Raw genomic sequence first — 18,623 nt, 5'->3', positions numbered from 1 at the left:
TGCGGGTTTCGGTCAGGGCTTTGGTCCTTGCTGTAAGTGAACCAGCGGCCCAGCCAATTGGTCCACAAGAGGCCAGAGAAGAAGGCGGTAGCAGCCTTTTGGCCCAGAAATGACTATGCCCGGTCCATCTCAAAACAGGCTCAGTTGGTCCCCGGCCTGCGGCGGGATCGAGAACAGATCGCAGCGCAGAGCGTCGGATTTGATTGCCAGCCCAAGGCGCTTGCAGGTTTTCGTAAAACGCTGCGCAATGACCTGCGCATACTCCCCCTCGCCTCGCATTCTGTGACCCCAACGGGGATCGTAATCCCGACCTCCGTGCATGTCGCGCAGCCGGGACATCACCTTACCCGCGCGCGCGGGTTCATGCTGGGCCAGCCATTCTTGCCATAGTCCCGAGACCTCTCTGGGTAGGCGCAGCATGATCCAACTTGCGGTGTCTGCACCGGCGTCCCGGCCTTCCTCCAGCAACTGTTCCAATTCGTGATCGGTCAGCCCCGGAACCAGCGGGGATGTCATCACGCGCACCGGCACCCCGGCTTGGGTCAATCTGCGGATCATCTGCAACCGTCGGTTTGGTGACGGGGCCCGAGGTTCCATCCGACGCGACAAATCCGCATCCAGCGTGGTCAGCGATATGCCGACCCGCGCCAGTCCCAACTCGGCCATTGGGGCCAGAATATCCAGATCCCGCTCGATCAGCGCGCCTTTGGTGACAATGGCAACCGGGTGGTTGAAACCCTGCAAAACCTGCAAGCATTCCCTTGTTATCAAACGGGTTTTCTCTATGGGCTGGTAGGGATCCGTGTTGGTTCCTAAAGCGATGGTCGCCACGCGGTAGGACCGCGATGACAGTTCTTTGCGCAGAACATCCGCCGCGTTCGGGCGGGCAACCAAACGTGTTTCAAAGTCCAGCCCTGCGGACAGACCCAAATAAGCGTGGCTGGGTCTGGCAAAACAGTACACGCAACCATGTTCGCACCCGCGATATGGGTTAATCGATCGATCAAAGGGCAAATCCGGAGATCGGTTATAGGTGATCACACTCCGCGCGACCTCATCCCGAACCTCGGTACGCAGGGGTGGCAGGTCTTCGTCCGCCGACCAGCCATCATCGGTTGCGACAGTGGCATAGCGTTCAAACCGACCAGCGTCGTTTGATGCGGTTCCCCGCCCCCGGATTGTGAAATGATCGGCCATTTGTTCGCTTTTTGTTCCTTTCGGCAAAGTAACCAAAGACCGCCGCTACGGCAAGTGCCACGTGGCTTTCCGGCCAAAAAACAGAATCCAAGGGATTTCGCCTAACGACCTGAACCATATGCAGAATGATCTTGCGAAGAATTCAGTCGCAGGTTGCGAATTTCTATCCTATAGGTCGGTCCCGAAACCACTGAGGTCGTAATCGTCACAGTCAAACTGCGACGTTTTAGCCAAAACGGAACAAATGCCACCATGGACCTTTGGTCCAAACAACTCAGGGAATCGCCCCATGTCTGATGAAGAAGACATCATCCTGTCCGAACTGAACGACGACGAACTTGTCGAACAGATGTTCGACGACCTTTACGATGGCCTGAAGGAAGAAATCGAAGAAGGTGTGAACATCCTGCTGGAACGCGGATGGATGCCTTATGACGTTCTGACCAAAGCACTGGTCGGTGGCATGACCATCGTCGGCCATGACTTCCGCGACGGTATCCTGTTCGTGCCCGAGGTTCTGCTGGCCGCCAACGCCATGAAAGGTGGCATGGCTATCCTCAAGCCTCTGCTGGCGCAAACCGGCGCCCCGCGCGTAGGCAAGATGGTGATCGGAACCGTGAAGGGCGACATCCACGACATCGGCAAGAACCTTGTCTCGATGATGATGGAAGGCGCGGGTTTCGAGGTTGTCGATCTGGGCATCAACAACCCGGTCGAGAACTACCTGGAAGCGCTGGAAAACGAACAGCCCGACATTCTGGGCATGTCCGCCCTGCTTACCACCACCATGCCTTACATGAAGGTGGTGATTGACACGATGGTCGAGCAAGGCGTGCGCGACGACTACATCGTTCTGGTCGGCGGCGCACCTTTGAACGAGGAATTCGGCAAGGCCATCGGTGCAGACGCCTATTGCCGGGACGCCGCTGTTGCGGTGGAGACAGCGAAAGAATTCGTATCGCGCAAGCACAACCAACTGGCAGGCTGACCCGTCAGACATATCTGATTGAAAGGCCGCCCTCACATGGGCGGCTTTTTTGTTGGATTGTCTCAAGTGAAGCGGTCCGGAACCAAGGCGTCGGCGACCTGACACAGGATGTCGGTGCAAGGCTTGCCCTAATCCGTCATTCGTCCTTTTCTGAACACAGCGCCGCAGAAAGCACAGCCATGCCGAACGACACCCTGCCCGACGATACAAGCCTGACCAATCAGGGATACTCCACCGATACGTCCGGAAGCATCCTGTTGATCGCCTGCGGAGCCTTGGCGCGCGAGATCCTGGATCTGAAAAAACGCAATGGCTGGGATCACATGGCGCTCACCTGTCTGCCGGCGATTCTGCACATTCATCCTGAACGGATCACGCAGGCGGTCGAGGACGCCGTGGCCAAACACCGCGATCATTACGACCAGATCTTTGTGGTCTACGCCGATTGCGGCACCGGTGGACTGCTGCAACAAGCCTGCGAGCGTCTGGGGGTTGAGATGGTCAAAGGCCCCCATTGCTATTCGTTTTTCGAAGGCAATCAGACCTTCGCCGACCACGGCGACGATGAAACGACGGCTTTCTATCTGACGGATTTTCTGGCCCGGCAGTTCGATGCCTTTGTATGGAAGCCACTAGGGTTGGACCGTCACCCGGAACTGCGGGACATGTATTTCGGCAATTACACAAAGCTCGTCTATCAGGCCCAGACCGATGACCCTGCCCTGACCGAACGCGCCCGCGCCTGTGCCGACAAGATGGGTCTGGAATTTGAACGCCGCCTCACCGGATACGGCGATCTTGAGGTCACGCTGAAAGACTGGGCCAAGCGACCGGGTTAGGGTCAGGCGTTCTCTTGCGCGACGTCGCGGATACGTTCGATCATGGCACGCAAGCCGTTTGAACGCTGCGCTGACAGGTGGTCGTTCAGCCCAAGCCGCGCCAATTCACCGCCTGCGTCCACCTTGGGAACCTCGGCAACGGGCAAACCGTTATACAGCGACCGAAGAACCGCAATCAGCCCGCGCACGATCAATGCGTCGCTATCGCCGTCAAACCGGAACACGCCGTTTTCGATCATTGGGTGCAGCCACACCTGACTGGCGCAGCCGTTCACCTTGGTCGCCGGAACCTTGAGTGCATCGTCAAGCGGGTCCATCGCCTTGCCCTGCTCGATCACATGGCGGTACCGGTCTTCCCAGTCCTCCAGAAACTCAAAATCCTCGACGATGTCTTCAAAGGCGGGCGTTGCCATTGTGCGGCGGTCCTTCCGTTGCATTCACAATTGTGACCTAAGGCGGCGATGCACGGCTGTCCAGCCCCTGCCGTGGCTTTTCAAGGGACGGAAATTGCGCTAACCCATTGACTGAAATACAGCCAAAGAACCGTGGGTCCATGCAAAAATCATTGTCCATCCTTGTCGTCGCCGCATTGACCCTGACCGCCTGTAACAGTTGGCGCGAGTCGCGGGTGAACCCGTCGAACTGGTTTGGCTCCAGCACCCCGGCCCCGGTCGAGACAGCTCCGGCAAATAACGCGGATGCGTTGATTCCCGAACAACGCGGCGGTCGCGGTCTGTTTGCGCGCCCTGAAGAGGTTGATACCAGCGTTCCTATCGCCAAAATCGATGAATTGCGGATCGATGCCATACCTTCGGGGGCAATCGTATATGCCTCGGGCACTGCAATCCGTCAGGGCGCATATGAGGCGCGGCTTGTACCTTTGGAATCAGAAGAAAACCGGAAGAATGGCGTTTTGGAGTTTGTGTTTCGCGTGAACTACCCGACCTATCAGACCGCACAAGGGTCTGAAAGGACGCGCATGGTGTCCGACGCGATCAATGTCACCAAGCAAGACCTGGAGGGCATCCGCGTGGTCCGGGTGGTCGGACAGCAAAACGCACTGGAATCGCGGCGGCGTTAAGGGCGTTTACAGTGAAACGACCTTGACGGCCTGACCTTTGGCAGACAGTGCAATCTTGCCCTCGCACAGCTTCAAAGCATCCTCGCCAAACACTTCGAACCGCCAGCCTGACATGGCAGGCAATTCGCGCTCGCCTGCTGCGATCTGATCCAGTTCGGAACTGGTCGCGATCAGCTTGGCGGCCACGCCCGAACTTTCGGTTTTCGATTTCAGCAGTACGCGCAGCAAATCCGCCAGCGCCGGGTTGACCTTCAGCTTGTCGCGCGAGGTATCGACCTTGGGCATCTGGTCCGGCGGGCAGTTCACGCCACGCTTCACGGCAGTCAGAATACCATCGGCAATCTCACCCTTACGCGCCTCGCGCAGCAACAGGCGCGATCCGCCCAGTTCCGACGGGTTTTTGGGCTTGGTCGAGGCAAGCTCGATCAGCGCATCATCCTTGAAAACACGGTTGCGTGGCACGTTGTTTTCCTGCGCATACGATTCACGGAATTGTGCCAGTTCCCGCACCACGGCGAGGAACTTGGCCGAGTTTGTGCGGGTTTTCACCCGTTTCCACGCATCCTCGGGTCGGATGTCATAGGTTCCCGGCTGCGTCAGCGTGCGCAATTCCTCGGATACCCAATGGCTGCGCTTGGTCTTTTGAAGCTCGGCCGCAAGATGTTCGTAAATCCGGCGCAGATGGGTTACGTCGGCCAGGGCGTAGGTCTTTTGCGCATCCGTCAACGGGCGCTTGGACCAGTCGGTGAATCGGGATGTCTTGTCCACGCCCTGCTTGCAAATCTTGCGCACCAGTGTCTCATAGCCGACCTGCTCACCAAAACCGCAGACCATCGCGGCGACCTGGGTGTCGAACAGAGGGGTCGGGAATACATTGGCCTCGACCCAGAAGATCTCAAGATCCTGCCGGGCCGCGTGGAACACCTTGACCACATCTTCGTTTTTGAACAACTCGAACAGAGGCTCCAGCGACAGGCCATCCGCCAGCGGGTCGACCAGAACGGCGCTGTCCTCATCCTCGGACGGGACAGCCAGCTGCACCAGGCACAGTTTGGAATAATAGGTCCGCTCGCGCAGAAACTCGGTGTCTACTGTGACATAGGGGTATCCGGCAGCAGCCGAGCAGAATTCAGCCAGCTCTTGCGTCGTCGTCAGGGTTTTCATGCGCCGTACTATTCTTGCTCTTGTTCTTTGTGTGACTGCCCGTTTTTCCGCGTCCCGAGCGATACAGGCGACCATAAGACGATTTTTACGCGCGTGTAAATCACCCAAGGGCGATCAGGGCAGCATAAGAACAGACCTGTTGCCTTCTGCGTAACGGCGCAGCACCGCTGGGTAGAGTTGATGCTCCCACACCAGAACCTTTGCGGCCAGATCCTCGGGCGTATCCTCGGGCGAAATGGGGACCCGCGCCTGACCCAAAATCGGACCATCATCCAGCGCCGCCGTCACCTCGTGCACGGTGCAGCCATGTTCCGAATCACCCGCCTCAATGGCCCGTGCATGGGTGTTCAGGCCCTTGTATTTCGGCAGCAGAGACGGGTGGATGTTCAGCATCCGGCCCTGAAAGCGCGAGACGAAATCGCCGGTCAGAACCCGCATGAACCCGGCCAGGCAGACGATATCCGGCTGTGCCTCTTCCAGCGGTTTCAGCAGTTCGGCCTCGAACGCGGCGCGGTCGCCTTTGTACGGGCGGTGATCGACGACTGCGGTCGCGATCCCGCGATCCCGGGCCTTGACCAGACCGCCTGCCTGCGCGTCGTTGGACAGAACCAGACAGGGCCGTGCCGGATGATCGCCGGTCATGCTGTCGACCAGCGACACCATGTTCGACCCGCCCCCGGAAATCAGGATGGCGACGCGCTTGTGACTCACAGCAGCTTGCCCGAATAAGCCACGCCCGCTGTCTCTGTAACCGTTCCGATGCGCGAGACGGTCTCGCCTGCGTCGCTCAACAACGCCGACAGCGCATCTGCCTGATCTGCAGCGCAGACAACGATCATGCCGATACCGCAGTTGAAGGTTTTCAGCATCTCGGCCTCGGCAATCCCGCCGGTTTCAGCCATCCAGCCAAAGACCGGCGGCAACTCCCACGCATCCAAATCGATCTGCGCACCCAGCCCTTCGGGCAACACGCGCGGCAGGTTCTCGGTCAGGCCACCACCGGTGATATGCGCCAGCGCATGCACGCCACCTGCCCGGATCGCCGCCAGCGCGGGCTTCACATACAGCCGCGTTGGCGTCAGCAGCGCCTCACCCAGCGAGCCGCCGCCAAAGGGAGATTCAGCGTCCCAGCCCAGCCCCGAAATCTCAACCAGCTTGCGCACCAGAGAATAACCGTTGGAATGCACCCCGTTCGAGGCCAGCCCCAGCAGCACATCGCCCGCCTGCACCCCATCCGGCAGGTCCGCCCCACGCTCCATCGCACCGACCGAGAAGCCCGCCAGATCAAAATCGCCATCGGGATACATACCCGGCATTTCCGCCGTCTCACCGCCGATCAGGGCACAGCCCGATTGGGCGCAACCTTCGGCAATACCTTCGATAATCCGCGCAGCGGTATCGGTGTCCAACTTGCCGGTGGCGAAATAATCGAGGAAGAACAAGGGCTCAGCGCCCTGACAGATCAGATCGTTGACACACATGGCCACCAGATCAATCCCAACGCCATCCACGACGCCGGTATCGATCGCGATCCGCAGCTTGGTGCCGACACCATCGGTCGCCCCGACCAGTATGGGGTCTTCATACCCAGCCGCCTTGAGGTCAAACAGGGCTCCGAACCCGCCCAGCCCACTCATCACGCCGGGGCGGTTGGTCCGCTTGGCGGCGGGCTTGATCCGGTCGACCAGAGCGTTGCCTGCATCAATGTCAACGCCTGCATCGGCATAGGTGATTCCGTTCTTGCCCGCTGTCATGGTAGGTCCCTTACGAATGCTTTGCGGGCGGGTTAGTCGATTGTGCGCATCTATGCAACGGTCAGGCTTGACGCGGGCGTTCACCGTGGTACTCAAAGCCTCAGGCGGGCCTGTAGCTCAATTGGTTAGAGCAGAGCGCTCATAACGCTTTGGTTGCGGGTTCAAGTCCTGCCGGGCCTACCAGAAAACCGGGTTTTCTTACGGAATCAGGTCGTAGATTTCTCGTTCCGCTATCGAATTGATCCGACACGGCTTTGCCCAAATGTCTGCCGCATCTACCGCCCAATGATAATATCGGCGCACAATCCGCCCAATCGGTCGCTTTTGCCCAACCTTAGCACTCCGCCATGTGCGCGGGCGACGTCAGCGACGATGGCAAGGCCAAGGCCGACGCCGCTGCCTTGGTTCTGGTTGCGCGCAGGATCAAGGCGGGTGAAAGGCTTGACCGCTTCGGTCCGCATCTCCGAGGGGATGCCCGGGCCGTCATCTTCGACCCGGATGCGCAGGGTTTTCGGCGTGACCGACAGGCTAATATCAGCGCGATTGCCATAGCGGACGGCGTTCCCGATCAGGTTTTCGACCGCGCGTCGAATGGCCATGGGGCGCAGCATGACGGAGCCCTGCCCGTCAACGTCAACCAGTTCAGCCTGATAACCGGCCCGTTTGGCATCCTCGACGATCTGGCGCACAAGCGCCTTGGGCTCGACCTCTTCCGGAGAACCTTCGGCAGCGCCGCGGGAAAAATCCAGAAAAGCATCCAGCAGAGACTGCATTTCGGTGACGTCTTGCTGCAGCGGCGCGGCCTCATCTTCGGGCAACATCGACAGGCCAAGCTTCAGACGGGTCAAGGGGGTCCGCAGGTCGTGGCTGACGCCGGACAGCATAAGCGTCCGCTGCTCCATCTGGCGTTCAATGCGGGCACGCATGTCCAGAAAAGCGTTTCCGGCTGCACGTACTTCAATCGCCCCGCCGGGGTTGTAAGGTACAACGCGCCCACGTCCGAACGCCTGTGCTGCATCAGCCAACCGCGTAATCGGCCGCAACTGGTTGCGCATGTAAAGAAATGAAATCGACGTCATGACAATCGCAAAGAACAGCATTGTCACGATCAACTGGTGCGGTGCTGTCGGGGCCAGTCGCCTGCGGTCGAACACAAGCTCGAGTGTCCCCAGATGCGTATTCAGATATAGCCGGGCGTCTGGGCCGTTGGGCAGTGCAACGGCATCCAGATCCGGCAAAAGGGCGTGCAGGTTGGCCTCGACCTGCGGCGCAATGAAATCATACCAGCGCCGCGTTCCGATATTCGGCTCTTCATTGATGCCAAGGAATCGCGCGCTGATTTCAAGCGCAACCAGATCGGGACGCACGGCAGCGATGGCCTGTTGCTGCGTCTCGACGTCACTCATCGCGCTTGTGATCAGATCAACTTCGCGCGCGGCAGCACGGACCATTTGCGCGGTCACGTCCTCAAGATGCCGTTGCAGGAACGCATTCCCGACCACCAGCAACAGGACGATCACCGGCACAACCAGAATCAACGCCGCCCGGGCGTAAAGACTGTGTGGCAGATAGGGTTTGAGCCATTGCGAAGACATGCGCTAAACCTAGCGGGCTGCCCGGGTAAGAGGAAGAGGACAGAATGCAGGCCCCAGACGATTTCAACCCGCCCGCCGGGATTGCCACGCAGTTGCAACCGGGGGTGCGGCGCATTCTGGCCCCCAACCCTTCGCCCATGACCTATCGGGGCACCAATACCTATCTGCTGGGGCAGCGGGATATCGCAATCATTGATCCCGGCCCTTTGTCGGACGCGCATCTAAATGCGATTCTGGAGGCTTTGGAACCGGGCCAGAAGATCAGTCATATCTTTGTGACGCACAGCCATCTGGATCACTCACCGCTGGCGGCACCACTGGCTACACGCACCGGAGCGCAGATCTACGCCTTTGGGGGGCCCGAGGCCGGGCGCAGCGCGGTCATGTCCCAACTGGCCCAAAACGGTCTGGCCGGAGGCGGTGAAGGCATCGATACGCAGTTTCGCCCGGACATCGAAGTCGCCGATGGAGAGGTGATTGAGGGAGAGGATTGGCAGCTTGAGGTGATCCACACGCCGGGACATCTGGGCAACCACATCGCATTGGCCTGGGGCCAGACCTGTTTCACCGCAGATCACGTGATGGGCTGGGCCAGTTCGCTGGTGTCACCACCTGACGGAGACCTGACCGATTTCATGACCGCCTGTTACCGGCTTCAGGAACGCGAATGGGCGGTCTTCCACGCCGGGCACGGAGCGCCCATCACCGACCCGTCCGGGCGGTTGGAGTGGCTGATTCAGCACCGCCGTGGGCGCGAGGCGCAAATCCTGTCGGCGCTGGAAGACCGCCCCGGCACGGCCCGAGACTTGGCCGAGCGTATCTACACGGAAACTCCCAAATCCCTTCTGCCCGCAGCGGAACGCAATGTGTTTGCCCATCTGGTTGATCTGGTTGGAAAATCCAAGGCAACCCATAGCGGCGCCTTGTCCGCAGACGCCGTTTTTGCCCGGCAGGATTGAGCCCGAAAAAATTTTACGAAACGCACGCTTCCCCACTGGACGAGGAAAATCCGGGTTGTTATACGCGCCCTCAGTTCCGGCGTAGCTCAGCGGTAGAGCAGTTGACTGTTAATCAATTGGTCGTAGGTTCGATCCCTACCGCCGGAGCCAAAATCTTCCCCCTCAAAATCATGCTTCTATTGGGCGCAATCACCAATGAATTGCGGCCAGAGTTGCCCTGTCAAAAAAACTTGCCTGTACCCTCTGGACGACGCGAAATCTGGTTGTTATACGGCGCGGACCGTTCCGGCGTAGCTCAGCGGTAGAGCAGTTGACTGTTAATCAATTGGTCGTAGGTTCGATCCCTACCGCCGGAGCCATTCACCCTCACACGCGCAAGATCATCCCGCCAGGGCGTCCTTGTAATCCGCGCGCAGGTTGCGTTTCAGCACTTTGCCGGTTGCGTTCAGTGGCAAAGCATCAACGAAAACAACCTTGTCCGGGATTTGCCATTTGGCGGTTTTTCCATCGAAGAAGGCCAGCAGTTCCTGTTCGCTTGGGTCCTGCCCTTCGGCTTTCACAGCCACCAACAAGGGGCGTTCGTCCCATTTCGGATGCGGTACACCTACAACGGCAGCGGTGGCGAGCTTTGGATGGGCAACGGCGATGTTTTCCAGTTCCACCGAACTGATCCATTCGCCACCGGATTTGATGATGTCCTTGGACCGGTCCCGAATCGTCATGTAGCCGTCCGGGTCCAGGGTCGCCACATCGCCGGTGGCGAACCAGCCATCCTGCAACAACTCCTGATCCTGCATCTGGAAATAGCTGTCCAGAACCCAGTGGCCGCGCACCATCAGATCGCCTTGGGTTTCGCCGTCATGGGGCAGATCATTGCCATCGTCATCAACGATTTTCAGTTCCACCCCGAACGGCGGACGGCCCTGATTCTCGCGTATTTTGCGCTGTTCTTCGATGGGCAGGTCCAGATGCTTGGCAAGCGGCGTATTGGTTGTGCCCAGCGGGCTCATCTCGCTCATCCCCCAGGCGTGAATCGTGTCAACGCCATAGGTGTCGCGGAACGTGTCGATCATCGATGGCGGGCACGCCGCGCCGCCAATCACGGTGCGTTGCAGACTGGTCAGCTGGCTGCCCGATTGCGCCGCATGGGCCAGCAATCCCTGCCAGATCGTGGGAACGCCCATAGCCAGCGTCACGCCGTAGGTGTCGATGAGGTTAACCAGCGCCTCGCCATGCAAATCCGGGCCGGGCAACGCCATTCTGGACCCCGACATCGCACAGGCATAGGGCGAGCCCCAAGCATTCACATGGAACATCGGCACAACCGGCATCACCACATCGCGGGCCGAAAACCCGATGCAATCGCGGGTGTTTGACCCAAAACTGTGCAGCAAAGTCGAACGATGGGAATACAAGACACCCTTGGGGTTCCCCGTCGTGCCCGAGGTGTAACACAGGCTCGACGCCATGTTTTCATCGAAACTGGGCCAGACAAAATCCGCATCGCCGGTCTCGATCAGTTCATCATAGAACTCCACCCCATCGATCTGGGACAGCGCCTCGTCATTACGTGGTCCCATCAGGACAAAGTGCCGGACCTCGGTCAGCGCGGATTTCAGAGCCGCGACCAGAGGGATAAAGGTGGCATCAAAAAACAGAACCCGGTCCTTCGCGTGGTTTATGATATAGGACAGTTGCTCGGGGAACAGACGCGGATTGACCGTGTGGCACACATATCCCGCGCCCGAAGTGCCATAGTAGATCTCAAGATGTCGCCGGTTGTTCCAGGCCAACGTGCCGATCCTGTCCTGAGGCTCTAATCCCAGCTTGGTCAGCGCGGAAGCCAGTTTGCGCGCATTGCCGGCGACCTCGGCCCAGTTCGTGTGTGTCACGGTGCCATCGGTTTCGACCGAGTAGATCTCGGTCTGCCCGTGATAACGTTCGGCGTGATCAATCAGCGACGAGATCAGCAAAGGCTGCGTCATCATCTGTCCCAGCATGGACATCCTCCCCATTTTCGGCGCGGCCATGTGCGGCCATCGCCTTGTCCTCGACACCTGGGGGTGTGGCCCCGCGCGTCAATTCAGACTTATCCTCAGGGGGAACCCTGCCAAGCATTTAATTGTCTGACAATTAAAAAATGCAACCCGCCCGCAGGGCAAGCTGCGTTAAATGGCGCTAATCGCGGTACCGTAAAGCATATGCAACCAATGCCGCGGTCGATCCATCCTTACCCGCCGCACTTTCATCACCATCCACAATGGGGCCCAGCGAGGTGGCAAGTTCCTTACCCAATTCCACGCCCCACTGATCGAACGAATTGATGCCCAGCAGCACGCCTTCGACAAACACGCGGTGTTCATAAAGGGCAATGATCTGGCCCAGAACAAACGGAGTCAGCTTGGGATAGATCAGCGTGGTCGAGGGGCGGTTTCCGGGGAACACGCGGTGGCGGGCCTGACGGTCCTGTTCGGCCCCTTCAAAGCCTTTTTCGGCCATCCGGGCGCGGGCCTCGTCCAGTGACCGGCCACGCATCAGCGCCTCGGACTGGGCCAGACAATTTGCCAGCAACAGGCGGTGATGATGGGCCAGTTCCGGCTCGTGCCCTTCGGCGGCCACCATGAACTCGCAGGGGATGACGTCGGTGCCTTGATGGATCAGCTGGTAAAACGCGTGCTGACCGTTTGTGCCGGGTTCGCCCCAGACAACCGGGCCAGAGGGAACGGTCAGGTCCGATCCATCCATCGCTACCGATTTGCCGTTCGATTCCATCTCAAGCTGTTGGAAATAGGCGGGAAGCCGCAGCAAACGCTGGTCATAGGGCAGAACCGCGCGGCTGGCATAGCCCAACACCTGACGGTGCCAGATGCCGACAAGTGCCAGCAGAACCGGCATGTTTTCTCCCCATTCGGCCGAGCGGAAATGCAGGTCCATCGCCTGCCCGCCCCGCAGAAACGCATCAAACGCGTTCGACCCCACGGCGATCATCACCGGCAGACCTACCGGTCCCCAAACCGAGTAGCGCCCACCGACCCAATCGGCAAAGCCAAAGACTCGTTCTGCCGGGATGCCAAATTCATGTGTCTTGTCCAACGCGCTGGAGACCGCTGCGAATTGCTTGGTCGGGTCGCCGCCCCCGTCGCTCATCCATGCCCGTGCGGTGCGGGCGTTGGTCATGGTCTCAATCGTCGTGAACGTCTTTGAGGCGACGATGATCAGCGTTCGCGTCGGGTCCAGCTGTCGCAGCGTATCCGCAATATGCGCCCCGTCCACGTTCGAGACATAGTGAACGCGCGGGCCGTCGTGATACGGCGACAGCGCATGGGTCGCCATCACTGGGCCAAGGTCCGAGCCGCCGATGCCGATATTCACCACATCCGTAAAACTGCCCCCAACGCCCGAGATCGCACCGCCGCGCACCTCTTCGGCAAAGACCCGCATCCGGTGCAGCGTGTCCAGCACGTCGGGCATGACGTCCCGCCCATCGACCTGCATCGAACCCCCATCCAGATTGCGCAGCGCCGTATGCAGCACCGCGCGCCCTTCGGTTTCATTGATCTTTTGACCCGAGAACATCGCCTCGCGCCGCGCGGTCAGGTCAGCCTCGTCACACAGGCGGATCAGCCCTGCGCGCACGTCCGCGTCGATCAGGGTTTTTGAATAGTCAAACACCATGTCACCGGTTGAGGCGGAAAAGCCCTGCGCCCGGTTCGGGTCAGCGTCGAACAAATTCAGAATGCGCCCGGCGTTGCCTGCCAGCGATTTCAGGTGATCCAGTTTCATAACATTCACTCCGCCCAATGTACGGTCATGCCACTCAGAACGGCGGCGATCGGCGCATCCTCGGGGGGCAAAGACATGGCGCGTTCCAGCGCATCCCGTTTGGCCGCACCAAAGATAATAAGGTGTTTGGACAGTGCCCCATCCAGAACCGGCGCGGTCAGCGTGATGCGGGGTTCCGGCTGAACCTCGGTCCGGGCCACGGCAAGCGTTGGCGCGTGGCTGTCCAGCGCAGCGGCCAGACCCTCCATTCCCGGAAACAGCGAGGCCGTGTGCATGTCTTCGCCCATCCCCAGAACCAGAACCGAAAGCGGCAGAATCGGCGCGATCAGGGACTCGATTTCCGGCAGAGCAGCCTCTGGCTCGGCTCCTGGAACATAAAGCGGGATGTACTGCGCGACCGAGGCGCGGTTGGTCAGCAGCCGCTCGCGGATCAAGCGCTCGTTCGAACGGTCGCTGTCAGCGGGCACGCAGCGCTCATCCGTGGCCATGACGCGCACGCGATCCCATGCCAGATCGGCTGCGCAGAGCACGTCGAACACCGGACCCGGCGTGGTGCCACCGGGCACCGCCAGTGCAACCGTTTCATTGTGCAGCAGCGCCGCCTCAAGCTCTCCGGCCAAGGCGTTCGCGACGTCGATGGCCAGCATATCGCGGTCGGCATAGTCCTGAATTTTCATGGCTTTATTCCTTGCCAGAGGCGACCGTCTCGTTTCATCAGCAGCTCGGCGTCGCCGGGGCCTGTGCTGCCGCTGTCATAAGGTTTGGGCACATCGCCGCGCGCCTGCCAACCGGCGATGATCGGGTCGGTCCAGGTCCATGCGGCCTCGACCTCGTCGCCGCGCATGAACAGGGTCTGATTGCCCCGGATCACGTCCATCACCAACCGTTCATAGGCGTCGGGCGGATCCTGATTTTCAGGCCCCAGCGCTTCGGCGAAACTCATGTCCAAGGGCACGTCGATCAGACGCATTCCACCCGGCCCCGGTTCCTTGATCGTCACCTTCAACGTGATGCCTTCGTTCGGCTGCAGCCGGATGGACAGCGCATTCGCGTGCCGCCCCGCAGCCTCACCAAAGATCGAATGCGGCGCGTCCTTGAACTGCACATTGATGACCGAGGACCGCGCGACCAGCCGCTTGCCGGTACGCAGATAAAACGGCGTTCCCGCCCACCGCCAATTGCTGACATGCGCTTTCAGGGCCACATAGCTTTCAGTGGTCGAGCGTGGGTGGCCCACGACCTCACGATAGCCCGGCCCGTCCGGCCCAGCCGCGAACTGACCGCGAACGATGTGATGCGGTTCGACCGGATCAAGCGCGCGAATGACTTTCAGCTTTTCATCCCGCACCGCGTCGGGGTCAAACTTGGCCGGCGGCTCCATCGCGATCAGGCAGAGCAGCTGCATCAGGTGGTTCTGCACCATATCCCTCATGGCACCGGCGCGCTCATAATACTCCTCGCGCCCATCCACGCCGACAGTTTCCGCGACGGTGATCTGGATGTGATCGACATACTGGCTGTTCCACAACGGCTCGAACAGCATGTTGCCAAAGCGCACGGCCATCAGGTTCTGGACCGTCTCTTTACCCAGATAGTGATCGATCCGGTAAATCTGCCCCTCGTCAAAATGCGCGGCCAGCGTGGCGTTGAGCGTTCGCGCGCTTTCCAGATCATGACCAAAGGGTTTTTCGACCACAATCCGGGTCTGCGCCGTGACCAAGCCATGCGATCTGATCTGTTCCGCTAACGGACCAAACAGGCGCGGCCCGACCGAGAAATAAAAGGCCCGAACGCGATCATCCGTCAGTCTGATCGACAGATCGCCCCACCCGTCCGCCGACATCGCATCCAGCGCAACATAATCGACACGCTGCAAAAATCCGCGCAATGCATCCGAATCTGCCGCCCGTCTGGGCGCGTTCAGCCTCAGCGAACCGGCCACCATTTCGCGAAACCCATCCGGGGTCAGGTCGCTGCGGGCTGCGCCGATGATTCTGGCATCACCGGGCCATTGCCCTGCGCAAAACCTGCGAAACAAAGCAGGCAGAATCTTGCGCTGCGCCAGATCGCCGGTGCCGCCGAAAATGACTAGATCAAATGGGTCAACAGGTATGACGCGAGAAACCATGGCCCGTCCTTACCCTGCCCCTGTCGGCATGTCCAATGTTAGCGCAATCACATCGAGGTTTTTTGAGATTTTTTCTCATTCATCAAAACTCTGTCAGAACAGCCCCAAGCCCTTACCAACAGGACAATAAACAGCTAAGTCAGTCAAACCACTTCAAAGAACCGGATGCGGGAATGAAAGACAATGCCCCCCAGCTTGCCAATATCGGCAAGTTTCAAGACAGATTGGTGACGGCAGACGGGCAGACCCGCGCCTCGGTTGCGCTGACAAATCCGCAAACCCTGTGGTTCAATACCGGTACCTTGTGCAATATCGAATGTGTAAACTGCTATATCGAAAGCAGCCCCATAAACGATGCGCTGGTCTATATCACTGCGGCTGAAGTGACCGACTATCTGGACCAGATCGAACAGCGCAACTGGCCCATCCGCGAAATCGGCTTCACGGGCGGCGAGCCGTTCATGAACCCCGAGATGATCGAGATGACTCGCGCCGCACTGGAACGCGGGTACGAGGTTTTGATCCTGACCAACGCCATGCTGCCGATGATGCGCCGCAAGATGCGCGAAGGTCTGCTGGACTTGCAGCGCGACTACAACGACAAGCTGACTTTGCGGATTTCCGTCGATCATTACCGCCCCGAACTGCATGATGAGGAACGCGGCAAGGGAAGTTTCGCCAAGACCGTGATGGGCATGGAATGGCTGCGCGACAACGGCTTCAATATGGCCGTCGCTGGGCGCACCGTCTGGGGCGACAGCGACGCGGACAGCCGCGCCGGATACGCTGCGTTTTTCGAAAAACACGGCTTTGAGATCGACGCCACGAACCCCGGCCAGACCGTGCTGTTCCCGGAAATGGACGAAACCGTCGAAGTCCCTGAAATCACGACCGCTTGCTGGGGTATCCTGAACAAATCCCCCGACGCCGTGATGTGCGCCAGCGCGCGCATGGTCGTCAAACGCAAAGGCGCTGAACGCCCTGCTGTGCTGGCCTGCACTCTTCTGCCCTACGCCCCCGAATTCGAAATGGGCGCAACCCTGGCCGAGGCTGAGGCGGATGTGCATCTGAACCACCCCCATTGTGCCAAATTCTGCGTTCTGGGCGGGGCCAGTTGTTCGGGCTGATCCGGCAAAAACAAAAAGTAATGTAAGTCACTGAGCCTTTGCGCCCTTTTTCTGTATAGAAGGAAAAGGGTCATTTGCTGTTGGGCTGTTGTGATGTTCAGATTTCTTGTTTTTGCTTTTGCACTTTGCGCCGCGCCGCTTTGCGCGCAAGAAAGGTTGGCCTTGGTTATCGGCAATGACCAATACCAATCTGTCACCGACCTTCAGAAAGCTGTGGCCGATGCCCGCGCTGTCTCGGACAAGTTGCAGGGTGCGGGTTTTGAGACCATCGAGGGGTTGAACCTCGACCGGCGCGGCATGAACCAGAGGATCTCCGAATTCACCTCTCGCCTGGATCCCGGCGATACGGCGTTTGTATTCTTTGCCGGACATGGGGTGGAAATCGACGGCGAAAACTATCTGTTGCCCACAGATATCGTCGCGCCCCTGTCGGGTGAGACCGATTTCGTGAAATCCGAATCCATCGCCCTTTCAGATCTGCTGGACCGCGTACGCTCAACCGGTGCGCGCACTTCAATCGCCATCATCGACGCCTGCCGCGACAACCCGTTTGACACCGTCGCCGGGCGCAGTGTCGGACGGACGCGTGGGCTGGGCCGCATCAACGCACCCGAAGGCATGTTCGTGATCTTTTCAGCCGGGGCCGGACAGATGGCGCTGGACCGGCTGAGCGATAATGAACCAGCCGAGAATTCAGTCTTCACCCGTGCCTTGCTGCCACGCCTGTCGCAGCCGGGTCTGGAACTGCGCAGCATGGTGGCCGACCTGCGGCGCGAAGTACGGGACTTGTCCAGCAGCGTGCAGCACACGCAAATCCCGGCCTATTACGATGAATTGCTTGGGGAATTCTATTTCACCCCTGCCATAAGCACCACATCGCCAGAAAGCCCATCGGCGCGCCCAAGCGACGACATGCGCGCGGATCTTGAGCTTGCGCGCTCGCTTGGAACGGTGACTGCGCTGGACAGTTTCCTTCAGAAATATGCCGATCAGTCCGAGACTTATGCCTACGAGGTCGCCCTGCAACTGCGCGACGGCTTGGCCTCGGCCGATACATCAGTGGATGTTGAGCGCACCTCTGCCCCGTCCGCGCCTACGGTTTCAGACACGCAAGAGGTGATGCGCGCCACCCAAGCGGCTTTGAATGCGCTCGGATGCAGTGCTGGTGGCGCGGATGGAGTTGCAGGCCCCCGGACCCGGCAAGCCTTTGCCCGGTATCGGTCGGCCAGTGGCTCAAATCTGGGTGCTGATGATCTGGGAACCAGACATGCGTTGGAAGAGTTGCAAGGCAAATCCGGCACCATCTGCAAAGCCACGGCACCCGCCCCAAAACCTGCCGATACCGGCTTGTCCATGGCCGGGACGTGGCAATTCAAGGCAACCTGCGCTTTGGTTGTCAAAGTGACAGGCACGACGCGCTACACACATGCGGGCGGCAATAAATATACCGGGCGCCTGACCGACTCACTGGGTCAAACCGCCAATACGGTGATGTTCGTGAACGAGGGTCAGATCAGCGGGACGGACTATTTCCCCGGTATCACCGTCAAATGGCGCGGGCGTCTGGCCGAAGATGGCAACAGCTTTACCGCCTCAGGCTCGACCGGCTGTTCCGTATACGCCTGGCGTGCGGGATAAGCCGTTAATTCACGCGAAACTCACCCACCATGTTGCGCCATTCGCCAGGCGCGATCATCTTGCGATGGGTGAACTTGACCGAGTGCAGCGGACCTTCGATCTCACGCTGCCAAAAATCGATGAATTCAAACAGTTTCGGGTGATCCGGGGCCAGATCATATTCCTGCCAGATAAACGTGTTCAGGACGTGGATATAGTCGGGCATGTGATAGAAAAACTCTGCCGTCGTCAGCCCGTATCCCTTTAGCATCAATTCCGTTTCGCTCTGCTCCATTCAGACCTCCAATTCCGTGCAAGGTCTCTTCAAAGTAACACCGAAACTGCCTAATACTTGGATAACAAGATGTTACTTGAGTGTTACTTCGGAATT

17 protein-coding genes and 3 tRNA genes are annotated in these 18,623 nt (G+C 59.3%); 9 read left to right on the top strand and 11 right to left on the bottom strand.

Annotated features, from left to right (window positions below; translation table 11 throughout):
• Nucleotides 1-129: 129 nt before the first annotated feature.
• Nucleotides 130-1,197, bottom strand: a complete 1,068-nt coding sequence (locus ACR0E6_RS03720; RefSeq protein ID WP_480581009.1) for a PA0069 family radical SAM protein — start codon at nt 1,195-1,197, stop codon at nt 130-132.
• A 289-nt stretch (nt 1,198-1,486) separates the two neighbouring features.
• On the opposite strand from ACR0E6_RS03720, the gene ACR0E6_RS03715 reads away from it, so the two are divergent.
• Both ACR0E6_RS03715 and ACR0E6_RS03710 read left to right on the top strand, forming a co-directional pair.
• A complete protein-coding gene (locus tag ACR0E6_RS03715) occupies nt 1,487-2,185 on the top strand; it encodes a cobalamin B12-binding domain-containing protein (protein ID WP_170450348.1) in 699 nt (232 codons plus the stop codon).
• A 179-nt stretch (nt 2,186-2,364) separates the two neighbouring features.
• Nucleotides 2,365-3,024 (top strand): DUF1638 domain-containing protein, encoded by a 660-nt coding sequence (locus ACR0E6_RS03710; protein ID WP_480581007.1) that lies wholly within the window; start codon nt 2,365-2,367, stop codon nt 3,022-3,024.
• Between the two features lie 2 nt (nt 3,025-3,026).
• Here the strand turns inward: ACR0E6_RS03710 and ACR0E6_RS03705 are convergent, their stop codons facing one another.
• Nucleotides 3,027-3,437, bottom strand: a complete 411-nt coding sequence (locus ACR0E6_RS03705) for a SufE family protein (protein WP_170518846.1) — start codon at nt 3,435-3,437, stop codon at nt 3,027-3,029.
• Between the two features lie 140 nt (nt 3,438-3,577).
• On the opposite strand from ACR0E6_RS03705, the gene ACR0E6_RS03700 reads away from it, so the two are divergent.
• Nucleotides 3,578-4,105: a hypothetical protein gene (locus ACR0E6_RS03700; protein ID WP_480581005.1), complete on the top strand. Its 528-nt coding sequence runs from the start codon at nt 3,578-3,580 to the stop codon at nt 4,103-4,105.
• Nucleotides 4,106-4,111: 6 nt separating this feature from the next.
• Here ACR0E6_RS03700 and rnd read toward each other — a convergent pair whose 3' ends face one another.
• The 3 genes from rnd to purM all read right to left on the bottom strand — a co-directional run bounded on the left by rnd (nt 4,112) and on the right by purM (nt 7,023).
• The gene (rnd, locus tag ACR0E6_RS03695) at nt 4,112-5,269 is read right to left on the bottom strand and encodes a ribonuclease D (protein ID WP_480581003.1); all 1,158 of its coding nucleotides are present in this window, start codon (nt 5,267-5,269) and stop codon (nt 4,112-4,114) included.
• Nucleotides 5,270-5,383: 114 nt separating this feature from the next.
• Nucleotides 5,384-5,980 carry a phosphoribosylglycinamide formyltransferase gene (gene purN / locus ACR0E6_RS03690; RefSeq protein ID WP_480581000.1) on the bottom strand — a complete coding sequence of 199 codons (597 nt, stop codon included), beginning with the start codon at nt 5,978-5,980 and terminating at the stop codon, nt 5,384-5,386.
• The gene (gene purM, locus ACR0E6_RS03685) at nt 5,977-7,023 is read right to left on the bottom strand and encodes a phosphoribosylformylglycinamidine cyclo-ligase (protein ID WP_480580998.1); all 1,047 of its coding nucleotides are present in this window, start codon (nt 7,021-7,023) and stop codon (nt 5,977-5,979) included. Before purM ends, purN begins: the two co-directional genes overlap by 4 nt.
• Before the next feature lie 106 nt (nt 7,024-7,129).
• On the opposite strand from purM, the gene ACR0E6_RS03680 reads away from it, so the two are divergent.
• Nucleotides 7,130-7,206: transfer RNA gene (locus ACR0E6_RS03680), tRNA-Ile, on the top strand.
• Nucleotides 7,207-7,298: 92 nt separating this feature from the next.
• Here ACR0E6_RS03680 and ACR0E6_RS03675 read toward each other — a convergent pair.
• Entirely contained in the window at nt 7,299-8,618 is a 1,320-nt protein-coding gene (locus ACR0E6_RS03675; protein WP_480580996.1) for an ATP-binding protein, read from the bottom strand.
• Between the two features lie 44 nt (nt 8,619-8,662).
• Here ACR0E6_RS03675 and ACR0E6_RS03670 point away from each other — a divergent pair, with 44 nt between their 5' ends.
• The 3 genes from ACR0E6_RS03670 (at nt 8,663) to ACR0E6_RS03660 (ending at nt 9,936) form a co-directional block, all read left to right on the top strand.
• The gene (locus ACR0E6_RS03670) at nt 8,663-9,577 is read left to right on the top strand and encodes an MBL fold metallo-hydrolase (protein WP_480580994.1); all 915 of its coding nucleotides are present in this window, start codon (nt 8,663-8,665) and stop codon (nt 9,575-9,577) included.
• 75 nt (nt 9,578-9,652) lie between these two features.
• Nucleotides 9,653-9,727 (top strand) — tRNA-Asn (locus tag ACR0E6_RS03665).
• A 134-nt stretch (nt 9,728-9,861) separates the two neighbouring features.
• A tRNA-Asn gene (locus ACR0E6_RS03660) sits at nt 9,862-9,936 on the top strand.
• Between the two features lie 21 nt (nt 9,937-9,957).
• On the opposite strand, the gene ACR0E6_RS03655 is transcribed toward ACR0E6_RS03660, so the two are convergent.
• The 4 genes from ACR0E6_RS03655 to zwf form a co-directional block, all read right to left on the bottom strand.
• The gene (locus ACR0E6_RS03655) at nt 9,958-11,577 is read right to left on the bottom strand and encodes a long-chain-fatty-acid--CoA ligase (protein ID WP_480580992.1); all 1,620 of its coding nucleotides are present in this window, start codon (nt 11,575-11,577) and stop codon (nt 9,958-9,960) included.
• 178 nt (nt 11,578-11,755) lie between these two features.
• Entirely contained in the window at nt 11,756-13,360 is a 1,605-nt protein-coding gene (gene pgi / locus ACR0E6_RS03650) for a glucose-6-phosphate isomerase (RefSeq protein WP_480580990.1), read from the bottom strand.
• A 5-nt stretch (nt 13,361-13,365) separates the two neighbouring features.
• Nucleotides 13,366-14,037 carry a 6-phosphogluconolactonase gene (gene pgl / locus ACR0E6_RS03645; RefSeq protein ID WP_480580988.1) on the bottom strand — a complete coding sequence of 224 codons (672 nt, stop codon included), beginning with the start codon at nt 14,035-14,037 and terminating at the stop codon, nt 13,366-13,368.
• Nucleotides 14,034-15,488 carry a glucose-6-phosphate dehydrogenase gene (gene zwf / locus ACR0E6_RS03640; RefSeq protein ID WP_480580986.1) on the bottom strand — a complete coding sequence of 485 codons (1,455 nt, stop codon included), beginning with the start codon at nt 15,486-15,488 and terminating at the stop codon, nt 14,034-14,036. Before zwf ends, pgl begins: the two co-directional genes overlap by 4 nt.
• Before the next feature lie 173 nt (nt 15,489-15,661).
• On the opposite strand from zwf, the gene ACR0E6_RS03635 reads away from it, so the two are divergent.
• Nucleotides 15,662-16,615: a radical SAM protein gene (locus tag ACR0E6_RS03635; RefSeq protein ID WP_480580984.1), complete on the top strand. Its 954-nt coding sequence runs from the start codon at nt 15,662-15,664 to the stop codon at nt 16,613-16,615.
• Nucleotides 16,616-16,708: 93 nt separating this feature from the next.
• Nucleotides 16,709-18,253, top strand: a complete 1,545-nt coding sequence (locus tag ACR0E6_RS03630; RefSeq protein WP_480580982.1) for a caspase family protein — start codon at nt 16,709-16,711, stop codon at nt 18,251-18,253.
• 4 nt (nt 18,254-18,257) lie between these two features.
• Here the strand turns inward: ACR0E6_RS03630 and ACR0E6_RS03625 are convergent, their stop codons facing one another.
• Nucleotides 18,258-18,527 carry an usg protein gene (locus ACR0E6_RS03625; RefSeq protein WP_170450317.1) on the bottom strand — a complete coding sequence of 90 codons (270 nt, stop codon included), beginning with the start codon at nt 18,525-18,527 and terminating at the stop codon, nt 18,258-18,260.
• Between the last annotated feature and the right edge of the window lie 96 nt (nt 18,528-18,623).

This window comes from Ruegeria sp. AP12 (genome assembly GCF_056540025.1).
Note: the sequence above shows the minus strand (reverse complement) of the source record. Positions and strands in the feature narration are given on the sequence as shown.

Bases quoted from the DNA above. Each gene is read 5' to 3' on its own strand.
- ACR0E6_RS03720 (WP_480581009.1), bottom strand. From the start codon at position 1,197: ATGGCCGATCATTTCACAATCCGGGGGCGGGGAACCGCATCAAACGAC.
- ACR0E6_RS03715 (WP_170450348.1), top strand. From the start codon at position 1,487: ATGTCTGATGAAGAAGACATCATCCTGTCCGAACTGAACGACGACGAA.
- ACR0E6_RS03710 (WP_480581007.1), top strand. From the start codon at position 2,365: ATGCCGAACGACACCCTGCCCGACGATACAAGCCTGACCAATCAGGGA.
- ACR0E6_RS03705 (WP_170518846.1), bottom strand. From the start codon at position 3,437: ATGGCAACGCCCGCCTTTGAAGACATCGTCGAGGATTTTGAGTTTCTG.
- ACR0E6_RS03700 (WP_480581005.1), top strand. From the start codon at position 3,578: ATGCAAAAATCATTGTCCATCCTTGTCGTCGCCGCATTGACCCTGACC.
- rnd (WP_480581003.1), bottom strand. From the start codon at position 5,269: ATGAAAACCCTGACGACGACGCAAGAGCTGGCTGAATTCTGCTCGGCT.
- purM (WP_480580998.1), bottom strand. From the start codon at position 7,023: ATGACAGCGGGCAAGAACGGAATCACCTATGCCGATGCAGGCGTTGAC.
- ACR0E6_RS03675 (WP_480580996.1), bottom strand. From the start codon at position 8,618: ATGTCTTCGCAATGGCTCAAACCCTATCTGCCACACAGTCTTTACGCC.
- ACR0E6_RS03670 (WP_480580994.1), top strand. From the start codon at position 8,663: ATGCAGGCCCCAGACGATTTCAACCCGCCCGCCGGGATTGCCACGCAG.
- ACR0E6_RS03655 (WP_480580992.1), bottom strand. From the start codon at position 11,577: ATGCTGGGACAGATGATGACGCAGCCTTTGCTGATCTCGTCGCTGATT.
- pgi (WP_480580990.1), bottom strand. From the start codon at position 13,360: ATGAAACTGGATCACCTGAAATCGCTGGCAGGCAACGCCGGGCGCATT.
- pgl (WP_480580988.1), bottom strand. From the start codon at position 14,037: ATGAAAATTCAGGACTATGCCGACCGCGATATGCTGGCCATCGACGTC.
- zwf (WP_480580986.1), bottom strand. From the start codon at position 15,488: ATGGTTTCTCGCGTCATACCTGTTGACCCATTTGATCTAGTCATTTTC.
- ACR0E6_RS03635 (WP_480580984.1), top strand. From the start codon at position 15,662: ATGAAAGACAATGCCCCCCAGCTTGCCAATATCGGCAAGTTTCAAGAC.
- ACR0E6_RS03630 (WP_480580982.1), top strand. From the start codon at position 16,709: ATGTTCAGATTTCTTGTTTTTGCTTTTGCACTTTGCGCCGCGCCGCTT.
- ACR0E6_RS03625 (WP_170450317.1), bottom strand. From the start codon at position 18,527: ATGGAGCAGAGCGAAACGGAATTGATGCTAAAGGGATACGGGCTGACG.